The sequence below is a fragment of the Kordiimonas sp. UBA4487 genome (assembly GCF_002389025.1).
GTDB lineage: Bacteria > Pseudomonadota > Alphaproteobacteria > Sphingomonadales > Kordiimonadaceae > Kordiimonas > Kordiimonas lacus.
The window spans coordinates 660,104-676,209 of the sequence record NZ_DGNR01000011.1; the positions used below are offsets into that span (position 1 = coordinate 660,104).

12 protein-coding genes are annotated in these 16,106 nt (G+C 58.2%); 5 read left to right on the forward strand and 7 right to left on the reverse strand.

What is annotated here, in order from left to right; translation table 11 throughout:
- Positions 1-236: 236 nt before the first annotated feature.
- Complete coding sequence (locus B3Z17_RS08705; RefSeq protein ID WP_286829450.1) at positions 237-2,039, reverse strand: AMP-dependent synthetase/ligase; 1,803 nt, start codon at positions 2,037-2,039, stop codon at positions 237-239.
- A 263-nt stretch (positions 2,040-2,302) separates the two neighbouring features.
- Between B3Z17_RS08705 and B3Z17_RS08710 the strand changes: the two genes are divergently transcribed.
- Both B3Z17_RS08710 and B3Z17_RS08715 read left to right on the forward strand, forming a co-directional pair.
- Complete coding sequence (locus tag B3Z17_RS08710; protein ID WP_286829451.1) at positions 2,303-3,424, forward strand: hypothetical protein; 1,122 nt, start codon at positions 2,303-2,305, stop codon at positions 3,422-3,424.
- Positions 3,425-3,469: 45 nt separating this feature from the next.
- A complete protein-coding gene (locus B3Z17_RS08715; protein WP_286829452.1) occupies positions 3,470-8,281 on the forward strand; it encodes an NAD-glutamate dehydrogenase in 4,812 nt (1,603 codons plus the stop codon).
- Positions 8,282-8,419: 138 nt separating this feature from the next.
- Here B3Z17_RS08715 and B3Z17_RS08720 read toward each other — a convergent pair whose 3' ends face one another.
- Complete coding sequence (locus B3Z17_RS08720) at positions 8,420-9,247, reverse strand: pirin family protein (protein ID WP_286829453.1); 828 nt, start codon at positions 9,245-9,247, stop codon at positions 8,420-8,422.
- A 21-nt stretch (positions 9,248-9,268) separates the two neighbouring features.
- Positions 9,269-10,246 (reverse strand): glutathione S-transferase family protein, encoded by a 978-nt coding sequence (locus tag B3Z17_RS08725; RefSeq protein WP_286829454.1) that lies wholly within the window; start codon positions 10,244-10,246, stop codon positions 9,269-9,271.
- A 224-nt stretch (positions 10,247-10,470) separates the two neighbouring features.
- Here B3Z17_RS08725 and B3Z17_RS08730 point away from each other — a divergent pair, with 224 nt between their 5' ends.
- Positions 10,471-11,133, forward strand: a complete 663-nt coding sequence (locus tag B3Z17_RS08730) for a substrate-binding periplasmic protein (RefSeq protein WP_286829455.1) — start codon at positions 10,471-10,473, stop codon at positions 11,131-11,133.
- Here the strand turns inward: B3Z17_RS08730 and B3Z17_RS08735 are convergent.
- From B3Z17_RS08735 to B3Z17_RS08745, 3 genes are all read right to left on the reverse strand, one after another.
- Complete coding sequence (locus B3Z17_RS08735) at positions 11,130-12,035, reverse strand: LysR family transcriptional regulator (RefSeq protein WP_286829456.1); 906 nt, start codon at positions 12,033-12,035, stop codon at positions 11,130-11,132. The genes B3Z17_RS08730 and B3Z17_RS08735 overlap by 4 nt on opposite strands.
- Positions 12,036-12,151: 116 nt before the next feature.
- Positions 12,152-12,967: a helix-turn-helix domain-containing protein gene (locus B3Z17_RS08740; protein ID WP_286829457.1), complete on the reverse strand. Its 816-nt coding sequence runs from the start codon at positions 12,965-12,967 to the stop codon at positions 12,152-12,154.
- A 110-nt stretch (positions 12,968-13,077) separates the two neighbouring features.
- On the reverse strand, positions 13,078-14,007 hold the full coding sequence (locus tag B3Z17_RS08745) for a LysR substrate-binding domain-containing protein (protein ID WP_286829458.1): 930 nt from the start codon (positions 14,005-14,007) through the stop codon (positions 13,078-13,080).
- Positions 14,008-14,165: 158 nt separating this feature from the next.
- Between B3Z17_RS08745 and B3Z17_RS08750 the strand changes: the two genes are divergently transcribed.
- Positions 14,166-14,705, forward strand: coding sequence for a VOC family protein (locus tag B3Z17_RS08750; protein WP_286829459.1), 540 nt, complete (start codon positions 14,166-14,168; stop codon positions 14,703-14,705).
- Between the two features lie 20 nt (positions 14,706-14,725).
- Positions 14,726-15,508, forward strand: a complete 783-nt coding sequence (locus tag B3Z17_RS08755; protein ID WP_286829460.1) for an SDR family NAD(P)-dependent oxidoreductase — start codon at positions 14,726-14,728, stop codon at positions 15,506-15,508.
- A 59-nt stretch (positions 15,509-15,567) separates the two neighbouring features.
- Here the strand turns inward: B3Z17_RS08755 and infC are convergent, their stop codons facing one another.
- Complete coding sequence (gene infC / locus B3Z17_RS08760; RefSeq protein ID WP_286829461.1) at positions 15,568-16,056, reverse strand: translation initiation factor IF-3; 489 nt, start codon at positions 16,054-16,056, stop codon at positions 15,568-15,570.
- Between the last annotated feature and the right edge of the window lie 50 nt (positions 16,057-16,106).

The following is a 16,106-nucleotide window of genomic DNA, read 5'->3' on the forward strand; positions in this document are numbered from 1 at the left end:
TTCACGAATTCGAGTGCATCAAGTCGAGACTGTTCGAGAAGGGTCAATTCTTGGCCTGAGACTTGGTCTCCAGCATTTATGCGCTCCAAGACAGGGGTCCCAGATACCAACGCAAGTTCGTGCGTGAACCGGGGTACCCCAACGACAAGAAACGTCAGGCTGGATACCAGTATAATGCCAGGAATCAGATACCGGCCTAATTTTTCTTTAATGCCAGGCAAACGTGTCTCCGGAAGTCAATGATACAGCCCTTCAAGCGTGTCCCGGTAAACATCGCTTACGATATGGCGTCTCAGCTTCAGTGTTGGTGTCATCTGTTCATTCTCGATTGTAAAGGCTTCGCTGGCAATCGCAAACTTGCGTACCTTCTCAAGATTCGACAGCCGGTGGTTCACGCGGGTAACGGCAGTATCTACTGCTTTCCGCAGGTCCTTGTCGTGCTTGAGCGCCTCAAGGTCGCCTTCCTTGCCGTTCTCCTTCGCCCAGTCCCTGAGCCACTCGGCGTCCGGTACGATCAGGCCCACCAGGTGCGGCTTGCGGTCGCCATACACCATCGCCTGGGCGATCTCGTCCTCGAGGGCGAGCATGCCTTCGATGCGCTGTGGGGAAACATTGTCGCCCCCCGCATTGACGATAATATCCTTCTTGCGGTCGGTGATTTCCAGGTGCCCGTCTTCATCGAACTGGCCGACGTCACCGGTGTGTAACCAGCCGTCTACAACGGTTTTGGCCGTTGCCTTGTCGTCATGCCAATAGCCCTTCATCACCAACTCGCCGCGCACCAGGATTTCACCATCTTCGGCGATTTTGACCTCGGTGTTGGCCAACAGTGTGCCCACCGTGTGAATTTTTGGTGCTGAAGGAGGATTGACAGAAATGATCGGCCCGCTTTCTGTCTGGCCGTAACCCTGCAACAGCGGCAGCCCGAGGCTCATGAAAAAGGCGCCCACGTCAGGCGCGAGCGGCGCGCCGCCTGAAACCAGCGCCTTCAGTCGCCCGCCAAACTGCTTCTTCACCTTCCGACGCACCGTCAGGTCGAGGAATTTATTCTCAAGCTTTTCCCTGAAACTGAGCGGTTCTTCACCCTTGAAGGCCTTGGTCCCGAGCTCGATCGCCCGGTTGAAAAGTGCTGCCTTCCGGCCACCGCCCTTGAGGATGGCGCGGCTGATGCGCGTGCGCAGCATCTCGAAAAGCCGCGGCACCACCACCATTACGGTGGGGCTGGCTTCCGCCATGTTGGCTGCCAGCTTGTCGAGGTTTTCGGCGTACCAGATTTCGGCACCGATGGTGAGCGGCCAGCATTGGCCGGCCGTGTGCTCGTAAGCGTGGCTGAGCGGCAGGAACGACAGGAAGGCGTTATTCTTGAGGCCCAGTTCATGAAAGACAATCGCAGCCGCCTCACTATTGTGCAGGATAGACCCGTGGTGGATCATCACGCCCTTGGGCGCGCCGCCGGTGCCGCTGGTATAGATCAGGCAGGCAATATCGTGGCGCGACACGCTCTGTGCCAGGCCGCGGTATTTGGCGACGTCCGGCGTCTGTCGGTCCACAAGCGCGGCCCAGTGATGCACATTCACATTCACCGCCTGCTCAAGCTTCACCTCCTCGATGGTGATACAGTGCTCCAGCTCGTCCGACTGGTGCGCGGCCTTGAGGAAGGTGCGGGCGAGCGCCTTGGTCGAAACGACAGCCGCCTTGGCGCCTGAGTTTTCCAGAATATGCAGATGGTCGCGCGAGGTAAAAGTAGTATAGGCAGGCACACTGATAGCCCCAAGCGCCATGACGGCGAAGTCGGCTATCAGCCACTCGGGCCGGTTTTCGGACACGATCACCACCCTGTCGCCGGCGCGTACGCCAAGCTCTTCGAGCGCCGCTGCCAGCTGGCTCACTTTCTGGGCGACCTGGCCCCATGTCTGGGTTTGCCACTTGCCGTCCTTCTTGGCGTGCAAAAGCGGCTTTTTCTCAAGCGCGGTCGCTTGATCGAAAAACATTGCTGTCAGGCTTTGCCACTTTTTGATTGGGCATTCTTGTGCCGACATGGTGCGAGTCCCCCTTCTTTGTCCCCCCACAGGTTGCTATTTGTCGCGCAAAAAATTTGATCCCGCAAGTCAGAACGGCTGTTATCTGGTGTCAAAACAGTAGTGACAGCGCTGGCATCGGGGGTGTTAACGAATAATCTACGAAAAAGTCGTCTAATGGGATTGTTCCCCCTTGCCAGCACCGGTTTTGGGTGCCATTAGGGAGGGAACGGGCCGCGGCATCAGGCAGGCGGTTTACCCTACGGCATAGCGAATTGTTGGCCATGAACGGCACACGAAACGACATATCCGATCAAGAACCCAGCGAAGCTGGTGTCCAAGACGACTTTCATCACGACAATGAAGCCGACGGTGAAGAACGACGCCTGCATCTGCGTGCGTTCGACTATTGGCACGAGCTGAAGGGCGAGCGCGAATTCCCGCTTTTCACATCGCTGACGCCGGAAGGGCTTGCGCCGTTCCGCAACAACAGCCTGCTTCTTGAATTCACCGATGGCGGCGCGACCGTGCGCTACATCGGCAACAATGTTGGCCTCTTGCTGGAGGAACCGATTCTCAAGGGCACCAACCTGAATGCCTTCCCGCAGTCGGCATTTGCCAGCGCGCTGCTCGCGCAGTTCGAGACGGACGAAGGCCGTACCCGCGCTGCCGAGTTTGAATTTATCGAAGACCTCCTTGATTGCCGTGGGATCATGCTGCCCTTCAGTCATTCGGGCGATGTGGCGCATTTCGCCATGGTGGTGGTCAACTTCCGGCGCCGCGAAGGCATTGAGCACGGCGAAACCTATGACATGAGCGAAGCTGTGGGTGCGTGCGAGCGCGCGGCCCAGGGCGTTGCTCACCTGGACGGTGGTAGCCGGTCGAGCCTTTATGAAGCTCTGGCTGCAGCCCTGAAGCTCTATGAAGAGGGCCAGGCACACCCGGAAGCCTATGCAGCCCTTCTGCGCGATGCGGGGCTGAAAGCTCAGAAGCGCGCGCCCTATACGCCAGCGCTCAAAATCACGTTCGGCAAAGAGTATGACAAGACCCGGCTGACCGAATATGCCTCCGCGCTGGCGTACGCTGTGCGTCAGGGCGAAACGTCAGAGACAGTCGCCTCGTTCCTTGAAAATGAGCCCGGCGGCATCAAGGGCTGTGTGCGGCGGGAACGTTCGGCCAGGCGCGGCCAGGTGGGCAGCGCCGCTGAGCGCAGGCAAGCCGAGGCGGCTGCGCTGGTGAGTAACGTTCGAGGGGTATCGCTCGATAGCCTTACGTCAGATAAAGAATTCAGTCTCGTGATAGCACGTCCAAAAGAAGGCGGCGGTCTTGAGGCGGTGGGCCTGGCGGATGTCGGGCAAAATACGGTGGACGCCATCATCAGGCGCTTTGCCGACAAAATAAAATAATGACCATGAAACCAGGCCCGGAAGGGTTGTGAAGGGACCAGTATAGTGACCACGGATGAGCAACGCGCACAAGTCATGGCGGAAATTGGCCGGTTGGCCATGGAAGCGATGCCCGGCGAATCCTTTGAAGAGTTCGATAAATTTCTAACAGGCTTTTACGCCCAGGGCCCTGATGACCTGATGAGCGCCGAGCCAGAGACCCTTTTCGCCATCGCCCACAGCATGTGGGAAATGGCTGAGAAACGTCCGGCAGAAGCGCCGCTGATCAAGGTTCTGAATCCGCGCGGCAAGAAGGGCTCCTGGTCCAGCCGCCACACGGTGCTGCAGATCGTCAATGACGATATGCCTTTCCTGGTGGATTCGATCACCGGCTGCCTGGCGGTCACCCTTCACTACCGCATCCATATGATGCACCACCCGATCCTGCAGGTTGCGCGCGATAAAAAAGGTGTGCGGGTCAACTCAGGCGAAGACGCCTCAAACGAATCCTATATGTTCATCGAAATCGATGCCCAGTCTGACAAGGTCGTGCTGCAGGAAATCGAGGACACGCTGCGGGCAACGCTTGCGGATGTGCGCGCCGCCGTCATGGATTGGCGCGCCATGCTGGCCAAAATCGATGAAACGGTTGCCAGCCTGACGGTGAACCCGCCGCCAATTGAGCAGGAAGAGGTTGAAGAAACCATCCGCCTGCTTCGCTGGCTGGGCGCCGACCATTTCACCTTCCTGGGCTTCCGCGAATATCGCTTCGATGGCGACCCGGCGACGTTCGATTTCAACCGGGTTGATGGCTCCGGCCTTGGTATCCTGCGCGATCCTGCGCGCAATGTGCTGCGCGACAAAGAGGGGCTGACGCCCATGTCGCCTGAAATCCGGCACTTCCTGACACATCCGCAGCCGCTCATCATCACCAAGGCAAATGTGAAGTCGACTGTGCACCGCCAGTCCCACATGGACTATATCGGCGTGAAGATTTTTGACGGCGAAGGCAAGGCGATTGGCGAGCGCCGCTTTGTTGGCCTGTTCACATCGCTTTCCTATAGCCAGTTCACAACAGACGTGCCGATTGTGCGCAAGAAGGTGACCAGCATTCTTGAGCGGTCCAAGTTCGCGCAGCGGTCCTATGCGGGCAAGGCGCTGGCGCACATTCTGGAAACCTTCCCCCGGGATGAGCTGTTCCAGGTGGGCGAAGACTGGTTGTTTGAAACTGCAATGGGTATCCTGCAGCTGACGGAACGCCCGCGCCCGCGTGCGTTCGTGCGCCCCGACCGGTTCGAGCGCTTTGTGTCGGCCATGGTGTTCGTGCAGCGTGAAAACTATCATTCCGGCCTTCGGACTGCGGTCGCGGATATCCTGTGCAAGGCCTATAACGGTGAAGTGTCGGTTTATTATGCGAACCTGTCGGAAGAGGCGCTGGCGCGCTGGCACTTCATTATCCGGACCCGTCCGGGTGAGGTGCTGAACCCGTCCGAAGACGAAATCAACAAGGCGATCGCCGAAGCCGCCCAGGGCTGGTCTGATCGCCTGCACGCCGAACTTGTCACCCGTAACGGCGAAGAGGTCGGCAACAAGCTGCATCACGAATACAAGAATCGCTTTACCGTTGCCTATGTGGAAGGTTTTACGCCGGCCCAGGCCGCCTATGACGTGCAGAAACTTGAAGACGTGCGCGGCAAGGACGATGTGCGGGTCGATTTCTACCGCCACCTTGATGACGGCGATAACCACTATCGGCTAAAAATCTACCATGGCAGCCAGCTGATCGCGCTGTCGAACTGCATGCCTGTTCTGGAAAACATGGGCTTCAAGGTGCTGTCCGAGCATTCCTATGAAGTGTCCGGCAGCGTCACCAGCTACATCCACGATTTCGCGCTCGATCGCCCCGAAGGCAGCCCGTTCCAGCTGGCGCGGCTGAAGCCGCTGGTGGAAGACCTGTTCATCAAGGTCTGGTACGGCACGATTGAGGATGACGGCTTTAACGAGCTGGTGCTGACCGCCGGCATGCGCTGGGACGAGATTGTAATCCTGCGGGCATACGGCAAGTATCTGCGCCAGCTGGGCATGGGCTATACACCGGAATATATCGCCGACACCATGGTCGCGAACGCTACAGTTTCGGCACAGCTGGTGGCGCTTTTCAAAGTGCAATTCGACCCGGCTTACGAGGCCGCCGACCGCGATACCATGAGCCAGAATATCGTCACTGATATCCGCAGCATGCTCGAAGAAGTGACGAGCCTGGATGCCGACCGTATCCTGCGCGCTTACGGCAACGTGGTGCGGGCGACGCTTCGGACCAACTTCTACCAGGAAGGCGTGGTGGACCGTCAGGACGAGCGGGCACTGGCCTTCAAGATCCGGTCGCGCGAAGTCAATGAAATGCCGCTGCCCAAGCCTTATGCTGAAATCTGGGTCTATTCGCCGCAGGTGGAAGGCGTGCACCTGCGCGGTGGCCCTGTGGCCCGCGGTGGCCTACGCTGGTCCGACCGACGCGAGGATTTCCGCACGGAAGTGCTGGGCCTTGTGAAAGCGCAGCAGGTGAAGAATGCCGTGATCGTGCCGCAAGGCGCGAAAGGTGGCTTCTTCCCCAAACAGCTGCCGCCAATGAGCGACCGCGAAGCCTTCATGGCTGAGGGCGTAGCATCATACCGGTCATTCATTTCCAGCCTTCTGTCGATTACCGACAACCTGAAGGGTGCCAAGGTGAAGCCGCCAAAAAGTGTTGTCCGCCGCGATGCTGATGACCCCTATCTGGTGGTGGCAGCGGACAAAGGTACCGCGACCTTCTCTGATATCTCCAATGGGATTTCCGAAGGCCAGGGCTTCTGGCTGGGGGACGCGTTCGCATCCGGCGGCTCGAACGGTTATGACCACAAGAAAATGGGCATCACGGCCAAGGGTGCCTGGGAAAGCGTGAAACGCCATTTCCGTGAACTGGGTATCAACACGCAGAAAGATGAGTTTACGGTTATTGGTGTGGGCGATATGGCGGGCGACGTGTTCGGCAACGGCATGCTGCTGTCGAAAACCATCCGCCTGAAGGCAGCCTTCAACCATATGCATATCTTCCTGGACCCGAACCCGGGAGACTCGAAAACCAACTGGAAAGAACGCAAACGCCTGTTTGACCTGCCACGCTCCAGCTGGGCGGATTATGACGCCAAGCTGATCTCCAAGGGCGGCGGGATTTTTGAGCGTTCCTCCAAGTCGATTTCCCTATCGCCAGAGGTCAAGGAATGGCTGGGTGTTGAAGCTGATGCCATGACCCCGACCGACCTGATCAACCGCATCATGAAGGCGGAAGCCGACCTGCTGTGGTTTGGCGGTATCGGAACCTACGTGCGGGCCACCACCGAAAACAATGCTCAGGTGGGTGACCGTGCGAATGACGGGCTCCGTGTCACATCCGATGAGCTGAAGGTCCGGGTAATTGGCGAAGGCGGTAACCTGGGCATGACCCAGAAAGCCCGGATCGAGTTTGGTCACAAGGGCGGTCGCCTGAACACCGACTTTATCGACAACTCCGCCGGGGTGGATTGTTCGGACAAAGAGGTGAACATCAAGATCCTCCTGGCCGACGCGATCGCGCGCGGCAACCTGACCCGCGAGGAGCGCGACGACCTTCTGGTGTCCATGACGGATGAAGTGTCAGATATTGTTCTCTCGGACAACTATCTGCAGACACAGGCGATTTCGCTTGCGGAAGTGAACAGCCGCAAGGCACGGGAATATCACCTGGGCCTGATCCGAACGCTTGAGCGTGACGGCGGCCTGGACCGTGAGATTGAAGTGCTGCCATCTGACGAGGGCTTCTCTGAGCTGGCAGCGAATGACCGAGGCCTGTCGCGGCCCGAGATTTCAACGCTGATGGCGTACGCCAAGATGTCGCTCTTTGACATTCTGGTGAAATCCAAGCTCTTGGATGACCCGGTACTGCAGCCAGAGCTGGAGTGGGGATTCCCTACTGTCTTGCGTGAGCGCTTCGCGACCGAGCTGAAGGAGCACCGCCTGCGCCGCGAGATCATCGCGACCGTTCTGGCGAACGAGGTGGTCAACTGGGCGGGTCTGACCTTTGTTTACGAGGTGAAGGAAGAAACCGGCCTGGGCGTCGAGGATATCGTGGCGGCCTTCGTGATCGTGCGTGAAATCTTCGGCCTGAAGGACCAGTGGGAAGCCATCAACGAGCTGGACTATAAGGTCACGGCTGGTACCCAGTATGACATGCACCAGTCGGTATCAGACAGCCTGAAGACCCAGGTGATGTGGGTGCTGCGGAACATGCCGCGGCCGTTCAATATTTCCGAAATGGTTGAGGCCTTCGCTGACCCGGTCAAGGACCTGTTTGCGATCAATCAGTCGATCCTGTCCGAACCGGCACAGGAAGCCTTTGTCTATCGCCGCGACGCGCTGAAGGCCATGAAGGTGGGCCATGAACTGGCAACTTTTGTTTCCGGCTTTGAAGTGCTCGTGTCCGGCCCTGACATTATCCAGGTGGCCAAGAAAGCCAAGAAGCCTGTGGATTATGTGGCGGCTGTGCACTTTGCGCTCGGTGACGAGCTTGGCTTTGACTGGCTCAGGCAACGGGCTGACCGCATTGCCCATGAAGATCACTGGGACCTCCTGTCGATCCGGTCCGAGCTTGAGGACCTGTCAGACCAGCAGCGTGATCTGGTCAGCACCGTGTGTATGGGTGCGGGCGACATGACAGCCAAGCAGGCCACCAAGGCCTGGGCCAAGGACCAGCAGACGCGGATCATCCGTGCCAAGCGCCTGATGGAAGACCTGAGCTCGTCGGGCGGCCTGACGGTTGCAAAGCTGAGCTTCGCGACCCGTCACCTGCGCTCAATTCTGCGCTAGAGACGGGCTTCAAAAATCCAGGAAAAAAGAGGGGCTGCTGGAGATACCGGCGGCCCCTCAGGCTTAAGCGAAGAAACCAGCAGCCAGTGCCCGGGGGCATTGGAGGAGGAGTTGCCGGCTTGCTGAGGGAAAATACGGTCAGCTTGCGCTCAGGAACGTGCCTTTGTTCCAGTCGTCCAGCGTGGCCATGATCTCGTCCCTGGTGTTCATCACGAACGGGCCATAGCGCGCCACGGGCTCACCGATCGGGGCGCCTGCGATCAGCAGGAAACGGGCGCCGGGTCGGCCCCTTACGGTCACGCTGTCGCCGTCTGTCAGCACCGCGAGGGTGCGGGTTGGGAAAGCCTGCCCTTCAACGGACAGCCCGCCCTGAATGCCGTAAATGAAAGCCGTATGGCCCTCAGGGATCGGCAGCGTTGCTTCCTCAGCCGTCAGCGTGATGTCACCGTAGAAGGGCTGGACCGCGATATCGCGCACGGCACCTTCATGGCCATCAAGCTCGCCCGCGACCAGGTGGGCGGTGTAGCCGTCGCCCATTACGGTCGGGATCTCGTCCTTTGAGACATCCTGATAGCGCGGCGGGATCATTTTCTTCGCGCCGGGCAGGTTCACCCATAGCTGGAAGCCGTGCACGTCCTCGCCCGAGGCCACAGGCATTTCCGAATGCACGATGCCGCGCCCGGCGGTCATCCACTGGGCGTCGCCTGGGCCGATGATGCCCCGGTTCCCGGATGTATCGCCGTGTTCCATGCGGCCGGACAGCATATAGGTGACCGTCTCGAAACCGCGGTGCGGATGCTGGGGAAACCCGGCACCGTCCGCGTCCTGCGGCAGCACCATTTCGTCCAGCAACAGGAAGGGGTCCAGGTTCATCATGCCCCGCCGGCCGATGCTGCGGTGCACCGTCACGCCCTGGCCTTCGGGCATGGCCACGGCCTCAAACAATGTCTTGATCTTGCGTTTCATGGTGTGCCTCCTTCGCCCTGCCTACAGCCAGTCGCGGCCGTGGGGCGCCATCAGGTCAATATCCGGGCCCTTGGGGATGATGCCGGTCGGGTTGATGGTCTTGTGGCTGGCATAATAGTGGGTCTTGATATGGTCCATATGAACGGTCTCGCGCACCCCGGGCATCTGATAAATCTCCCGCACGTAGGCTGACAGTTCCGGGTATTCCCTCAGCGTGCGGATGTTGCATTTGAAATGCCCCACATAGACCGGGTCGAACCGCACCAGTGTGGTGAACAGGCGGATATCGGCTTCCGTGAACTGGTCGCCCGCCAGATAGCGGTTGTCCGCCAGGTGGCCTTCAAGCCAGTCCAGCGTTTCAAACAGCGGCAGCACGGCTTCCTCATAGGCTTCCTGTGTGGTGGCAAAACCGGCCTTGTAAACGCCGTTGTTGACCGTGTCGTAGATGCGGTCATTGATCGGGTCGATCTCGGCGCGCAACGGTTCCGGGTAATAGTCGCCCGCCCTGGCGCCCAGGTCGTCGAATGCAGTCGAGAGCATGCGGATGATATCCGCACTTTCGTTCGAGACGATGGTTTCGCGCTTCTTGTCCCACAGGACCGGCACGGTCACCCGGCCGCTATAGTCCGCGTCCGCGCGGGTATAGACCTGGTGCATGAAGTCAGCGCCAAAAAGCGCGTCGCCGGTGCTGCCGTCGCTTTCATCAAACGTCCAGCCGTTTTCCAGCATGGTCATGCCCACAACGGAAACGCTGATCATGTCTTCAAGGCCCTTTAGCGCGCGAACGATCAGGGTCCGGTGCGCCCAGGGGCAGGCATAGGATACATAGAGGTGATAGCGCCCGGCCTCGGCTTCAAAGCCGCCCTCGCCGGTTGGCCCGGCGCTGCCGTCTGCGGTGACCCAGTTCCTGAACTGGCTTTCGCTGCGCTTGAATTTGCCGCCGGTGGATTTGGTATCATACCACTTGTCGTGCCATTCGCCGTCGATCAGAAGTCCCATCGTCTATCTCCTTTGGTGTTGAGACTAAGATAGGGACGAAGGCGCGTCGCTTGTAGGGGGCTTTGTCCCAAGCCCGCGTTGCATAATTTCGAACGCCCCGGATGTCGAACCCCTTAAGGTCGAATCCTGCGCTTTAACCATGTTCAAACCTTTGGTTGCTAGGCTGAAGTCCCGCGATCAAGCAATAGGGGTTCCATCTGGTGGTCGGTTTCCTCAGAAATCTGATGTTGCTCCTGACATCTCTGGTTCTCTGGAGCCCAAAGGCGCTGACGGCTGACGATGCCTGCCTGCGCATGGGTGTCATCTTGCAGCTGGAAACGCTAGAGCTTGTGACGGGGGCGGCGAAGCGGATATTCGACCGTGCCGACCTGTGCCTTGAACTGGTTGAGATTCCTGTCAGGCGCGCCGAGCAGATGATCCTGCATGGTGATCTGGACGGTGAGATGCTGCGAACCGGGCTGTGGGTCCAGCAGCATGCTGATGACATTGTTGCGTTGCCGACTCCCTTCTTCATCGACCAGATGTATGCCTTGAGCTTGAAAAGCCAGCAGCTGGATATTCAGACATTGGCAGACCTGAAGCCCTACAGAGTGGCTATTCTTGGCGGGCACCGATGGGCGGAACAACGGATTGCCGAGTTGGGCATCGACCCGGTCAAAACCACGTCGGCAGTCCGCTATATGGAGCTGTTGCGTGTGGGCCGGGTGGACGCAGGGCTTCTTGAGAAAAGCCTCCTGAACCTGATTCCCGACCGGACGGATATCGCGTTGCACCCGTTGGAGCCATTACCTTATTATACCGTCCTGAGGCGCGAGCATAAAAGCCTGGTGCCCCGTCTGGATGCAGCCCTTCGCTGGGTGCAGGAAAACCCGTTGCCGAAGAATTAGTCCACCTGGCATCCTTCATCACCGGCGAACCAGTCAGCCATGAAGTCGATAAACAGCCGCACCTTCAGGGGCAACAGGCGGCGCTCAGGATAAAGGGCATAAAGGTAGGACTTTGGCCGCGGGATGTCGGGGAACAGCAGCTTCACCTGACCGTCCCTGATGGCATCCTCCAGGAAAAAGTCCGGCAGGGTGGCGATCGCAACGCCTTCAACCGCGGCAGCCAGTTGCACCTGTCCTGAATTTGACGTCACCTGGCCCGTTACCCGGACCGCGCGGGCGTCTGCGCCTTCACCAAACCGCCACTGTTTGGCGGCTTCCACGTTCGAATAAAAGACACAGTTATGGTCTTTGAGGTCCTCGGGCTTTTTCGGCGTGCCATGCGCCTTCAGATAGGCCGGGCTGGCCACCACATGATGGCGGATATCGCATATCTTGCGGGCAATCAGGCTGGTGTCGTTAAGCTCCGGCGCGATCCTGAGCCCCAGGTCAAACCCGCCGCCGATGATATCCACCCGCTCGTCCGTGAGGTTCAGCTCCAGCTTTAGCCCCTTGTGTTGGTGCGCGAACTGCATCAGGGGTTTTGCGAGCTTGATATCGGCAAAACTGCGTGGTGCTGTGAGCCGGAGCGTACCCACCAGGTTTTCGCTCGTGTGCTTGACCGCCTGGGCGGCGTCTTCCACGTCATCGAGGATACGGATGCCGCGCTCATAAAACAAAGCACCTTCGTCCGTGGGTGTGACACCTTTGGTGTTGCGTGCCAAAAGCTTGACCCCAAGCCCATCCTCAAGCGACTGGATGCGCCGGCTGGCCACAGATTTGGTGATATGCAGCGCCTTGGCGGCGGCTGTCAGGTTGCCGGCCTCAACAGCGCGGCAGAAGGTGCGGATGGCGGAAAAGTCCATGGTGCTCTCGTCTTGATTGAGGGAACATGTTTGGCCGGATCGTGCCGTAATGTTGCGAATTTCACAACAAAAAACCGGCCCCGAAAGGCCGGTTGTCTGTGATGCCTTGACGTCTCTTATCGCCAGCGGCGAGCAATATAGAAGCAGGCCAGCCCGCCAAAGAGAAACATGGTGCCAAGCCCATAATGCCAACTAATGGCCGACGGGTGGCTGTGTTCGCGGGTGTTGTAGAAAGTGTATTTGCGAAAGCCTCCATCTACCTTCTGGATGAAGGTGTCACCGCGGAAAGTATCAATCTCCTGGAAGTCATAGTCGATCCTGTCTGTGAGTGTCTTATTCTCGCTGTCTGGTCCTCCGACGGCCAGAAACTCATAGATCATCGGCGACTCACCATCTTTGATCACACCTTCTGACCGGTACATATAGCTGGTGGCAAGGTTGCTGGGAACGGACACGGCAAGCCCGAGCATGCCCGCACCCACCATGATCATGACAAGGCCGGCGATCAGCCAGCCGCGCATCAGCCGGGCTTCGCCCTTCTGACGCGCGAGCAAGGTGGCCCGCACTTCCCTGATTTCCCTCAGCTTATCGAGTTCCGCCGAAAACACTGACCGGCACAGCTCTTCCACCTTGATGCCGTATGCTGTCATCAGCCGGGTGAAGATATCTTCCGATGGATAGCTTTTGCCTGTCTCCAGTTTCGACAGGTAAGACTGTTCAATTTCGGCCCTCGCTGCGGCCTCGGGCTGGGTCAAGCCAAGCTCTTCCCGTTTCTGTCGTAAATAATCGCCAAACTTCATGTTGGTCTCCTTTTCGGCGGTCTCTTTTGCACCGTTCCCTGCGAAAAGGCGCTTGGCCGTACGCCCGGTACGCCCTGCGCCCCATTTCTTGGTCCCGGCACAAGATAGTTCCGCCGAGTGGTGCCAGTGCATTCAATGCCACCCTGTAGTTTGTTGAAAACACGACACATTCTTTGGAAGTCATGATGGGAATACTAGTTGAATATGCGGGAATATTGCCAGCTTTCACATGAATAGCTGGGTCATGAACCGGAATTTTCAGGTTCGGGCGTTTTCTGACCCTCTTCCTTCAGCCAGCCGACGAACATCTTGAGGGTGGGCTTTGGCGTTGGGCTGGTGGGCCATGCAACAAAATAGGAAACTTTGCGCCTGAGGAAGCCGAAGGGCGCGACAAGGGTGCCATCCCTGATGTCCTGTGCCACATAGCTGTAGGGTGCGATGGCGGCACCAAGCCCAGCTTTGGCGGCTTCGATGGTAAGAAACATGTGATCCAGCTCTGCCGTGGCGGGATTTGCTGCTTCCCTGACATCAGCCTCTTCATACCATTCGTGCCAGATATCAGGCTCTCGCCGGAGCGTCAGGTGGCGGATGCCGGCAAAGGGAGGGGCCTCGCCCTTCGAAAGGGTGGACGCCAGGGCCGGTGTCAGAACCGGGCCGCTGTGATTGGCCATGAAGCCCGTCTGGATCATCTGATCTTCATTCGGCAGAGGATAAACGCTGATAAAAGCATCGATGTCCGCCCGGTTGCTGTGGGTTGTCAGCTCGGTATGAACCACAACTTCCACTGACCGGTGACGGGCTTCGAAAAGCGGTAGCCGACCAAGGAGCCAGCACAGGTGAAAAGAGGGAGAGCAGGAAATCACGAGCCTGTCGTTGTCGCGTCCGGCGACAAGATCGTGCGTGGCTTTTCCAATCATATCGAAGGCGAGGCCGATTTCCCTGGCGTAGGCCTCCCCTTCGCTGGTGAGGGCCAGGCGTCCGGCCTTGCGGGCAAACAGCAAGCGGTCGAGCGTGCTTTCAAGCTGGCTCAATTGTCGGCTGACGGCACCTGGTGTGACGCCCAGGGCCGCAGCGGCGGCAGAGACCGTGCCTGTCCGGCAGATAGCGTCAAAGGCGCGGAGCCCATTGAGGTTTGGCAGGTTATCCCGTGCGTCGGGGGTGTTTTCAGGCATGGTGTGCTATTCCATCCAGCAGCCATGACAAGGCCACAAGCTTTGAGTTTTTCTCAATGATATTTGAAAAGTTACCAGTTTTTTTGCGGCGTGGGAACGTTTAGCTTTTCCAAAATAAGGCGGATAAAGGGCCCGTCACGACACAAAGGATGGAAACTATGACCTTAAAAGCGATTATCGGTGACTACCGTGCTTTCTTTGCGCGTCAGATGGCAGACTTGGGAAAGGCTGGTTTTGTACTGGACCCTATGCCGGTCAGTCATCTTGCCTTTCGGACCAGAACTTACGCGGAATATCTTGCGGCTCGTGAGGCACTTGAAGCACACGCCATTGCCAATGTGGAAAATGTCTGGAGGGGCAGGCCGATCTCGAAAATCCTTTTGGAGGAACCCCTGGAGCTCGACGACCAGCACGAGGTGCGCCTGATTGAGCTAATTCCTCCGGTACATCTGGCAGACTATCCCATGGGGCTTGAGCATGTCGGACTTGTGGTCGGCGAAACGTTTGACGATTTTTGCCACGAGCATGAAGACAGGTTTGCTGAATTTCAGGACCAGGGACCTTATTGCCAGCCCCATCTGGTAACATTTGAAAGTGGCTGCACGGTTAAATTCTATCGCCATAGCCTGATGGATGTGGTTATCAAGGAAGGTCGTCGCTTTGACGATTTCCATCATGCCCCATGGGACGGGGACTGAACATAAGGGGAGACAAGCCAGTGCCAGCCAACCTTTCACAGCTTTACGATCTGTCTGGCAAAGATGCCTTGGTAACTGGTGGTGCGCGCGGCATTGGCGCTGTGATTGCACAGCGTCTGGCTGATGCTGGTGCGCGGGTCCAAGTGCATTACCGCAGTTCAGCCACGGAGGCCGAGGCGGTTGTGGCTATGATAGAAGCAAGTGGGGGCACGGCGTGCGCAGTAAGGGCGGACCTTACACGCGAAGCGGATGTTGAAGCGCTGTTTGAAGGCCTCAAGGCAGAAGGGGTGGCGCCCGACATTCTGGTCAATAACGCGGGCATCTATCCGAACGCAAGCGTTATGGAAATGCGTCAGGATGATTGGCAGGCCATGTTTGACGCTAATGTCACGTCGACGGTGCTATGCACAAGGGCGGCCGCAAAGGGCATGAAGGACACGGGCCGGGGCGGCGCCATTATCAATATCGCGTCCATTTCCGGTTCGATCCCCGGGCCGGAACACAGCCACTATAACAGTGCCAAGGCCGCAGTTATCATGTTTACCCGGTCGGCAGCGCAGGAGCTGGGGCGATTTGGCATTCGCGTCAACAGCGTCTCGCCGGGCCTTGTTTGGCGGGACACGCTTGAGACCGATTGGCCTCAAGGTCTGGCGGCCTGGTGTGGAAAAGCGCCGCTTGGGCGGGTGGTTATGCCACAAGACGTGGCGCATGCCTGCCTGTTTCTAGCAAGTGACGCAGCCTCAATCATTTCCGGACAGGATCTGCTGCTGGATGGCGGCATGAGCGCCGCGGCAATCTACTGACCAATAAAAAACCGCCCCGAATGAGGGCGGTTTTCTGAATTCTTGAGCAGGAAGCCTGCTTACTTGGGCGAGATAACCATGATCATCTGACGACCTTCCATTTTAGGCCGTGCCTCGATCTTGGCTTCTTCTTCCATCTCGGCGGCGACCTTCTTGAGGACTTCCATCCCCAGCTCCTGGTGCGCCATTTCACGACCACGGAAACGGATGGTTACCTTCACCTTGTCGCCTTTGGCGATAAACTGGTGAATTTTCTTCATCTTGGTTTCATAGTCGTGGACGTCGATGCCCGGACGCATCTTGATCTCTTTGACTTCCTGGGTCTTCTGGTTCTTCCGTGCAGCGTTGGCTTTCTTCTGCTGCTCGTACTTGAACTTGCCGTAGTCGAGAACCTTACATACGGGGGGTTCCGCATTCGGCGAGATTTCCACGAGATCTAGCCCGCTGTCGCGTGCAATATCCATCGCCTGCGCTGTTGAAACAACACCGTGGTTTTCACCCTCTGCTCCGATCAATCGTACTTCGCGTACCCGGATCTGATCGTTCACGCGCGGCCCTTCCTGTTTGGGTGGGGTCGCAAATTGCCCTCTACGTATGG

Coding starts and splice junctions, on each gene's coding strand:
- B3Z17_RS08740 (WP_286829457.1), bottom strand. CDS start 12,967: ATGCACTGGCACCACTCGGCGGAACTATCTTGTGCCGGGACCAAGAAA.
- B3Z17_RS08745 (WP_286829458.1), bottom strand. CDS start 14,007: ATGCCTGAAAACACCCCCGACGCACGGGATAACCTGCCAAACCTCAAT.
- B3Z17_RS08710 (WP_286829451.1), top strand. CDS start 2,303: ATGAACGGCACACGAAACGACATATCCGATCAAGAACCCAGCGAAGCT.
- B3Z17_RS08705 (WP_286829450.1), bottom strand. CDS start 2,039: ATGTCGGCACAAGAATGCCCAATCAAAAAGTGGCAAAGCCTGACAGCA.
- B3Z17_RS08720 (WP_286829453.1), bottom strand. CDS start 9,247: ATGAAACGCAAGATCAAGACATTGTTTGAGGCCGTGGCCATGCCCGAA.
- B3Z17_RS08730 (WP_286829455.1), top strand. CDS start 10,471: ATGTTGCTCCTGACATCTCTGGTTCTCTGGAGCCCAAAGGCGCTGACG.
- B3Z17_RS08735 (WP_286829456.1), bottom strand. CDS start 12,035: ATGGACTTTTCCGCCATCCGCACCTTCTGCCGCGCTGTTGAGGCCGGC.
- B3Z17_RS08750 (WP_286829459.1), top strand. CDS start 14,166: ATGACCTTAAAAGCGATTATCGGTGACTACCGTGCTTTCTTTGCGCGT.
- B3Z17_RS08725 (WP_286829454.1), bottom strand. CDS start 10,246: ATGGGACTTCTGATCGACGGCGAATGGCACGACAAGTGGTATGATACC.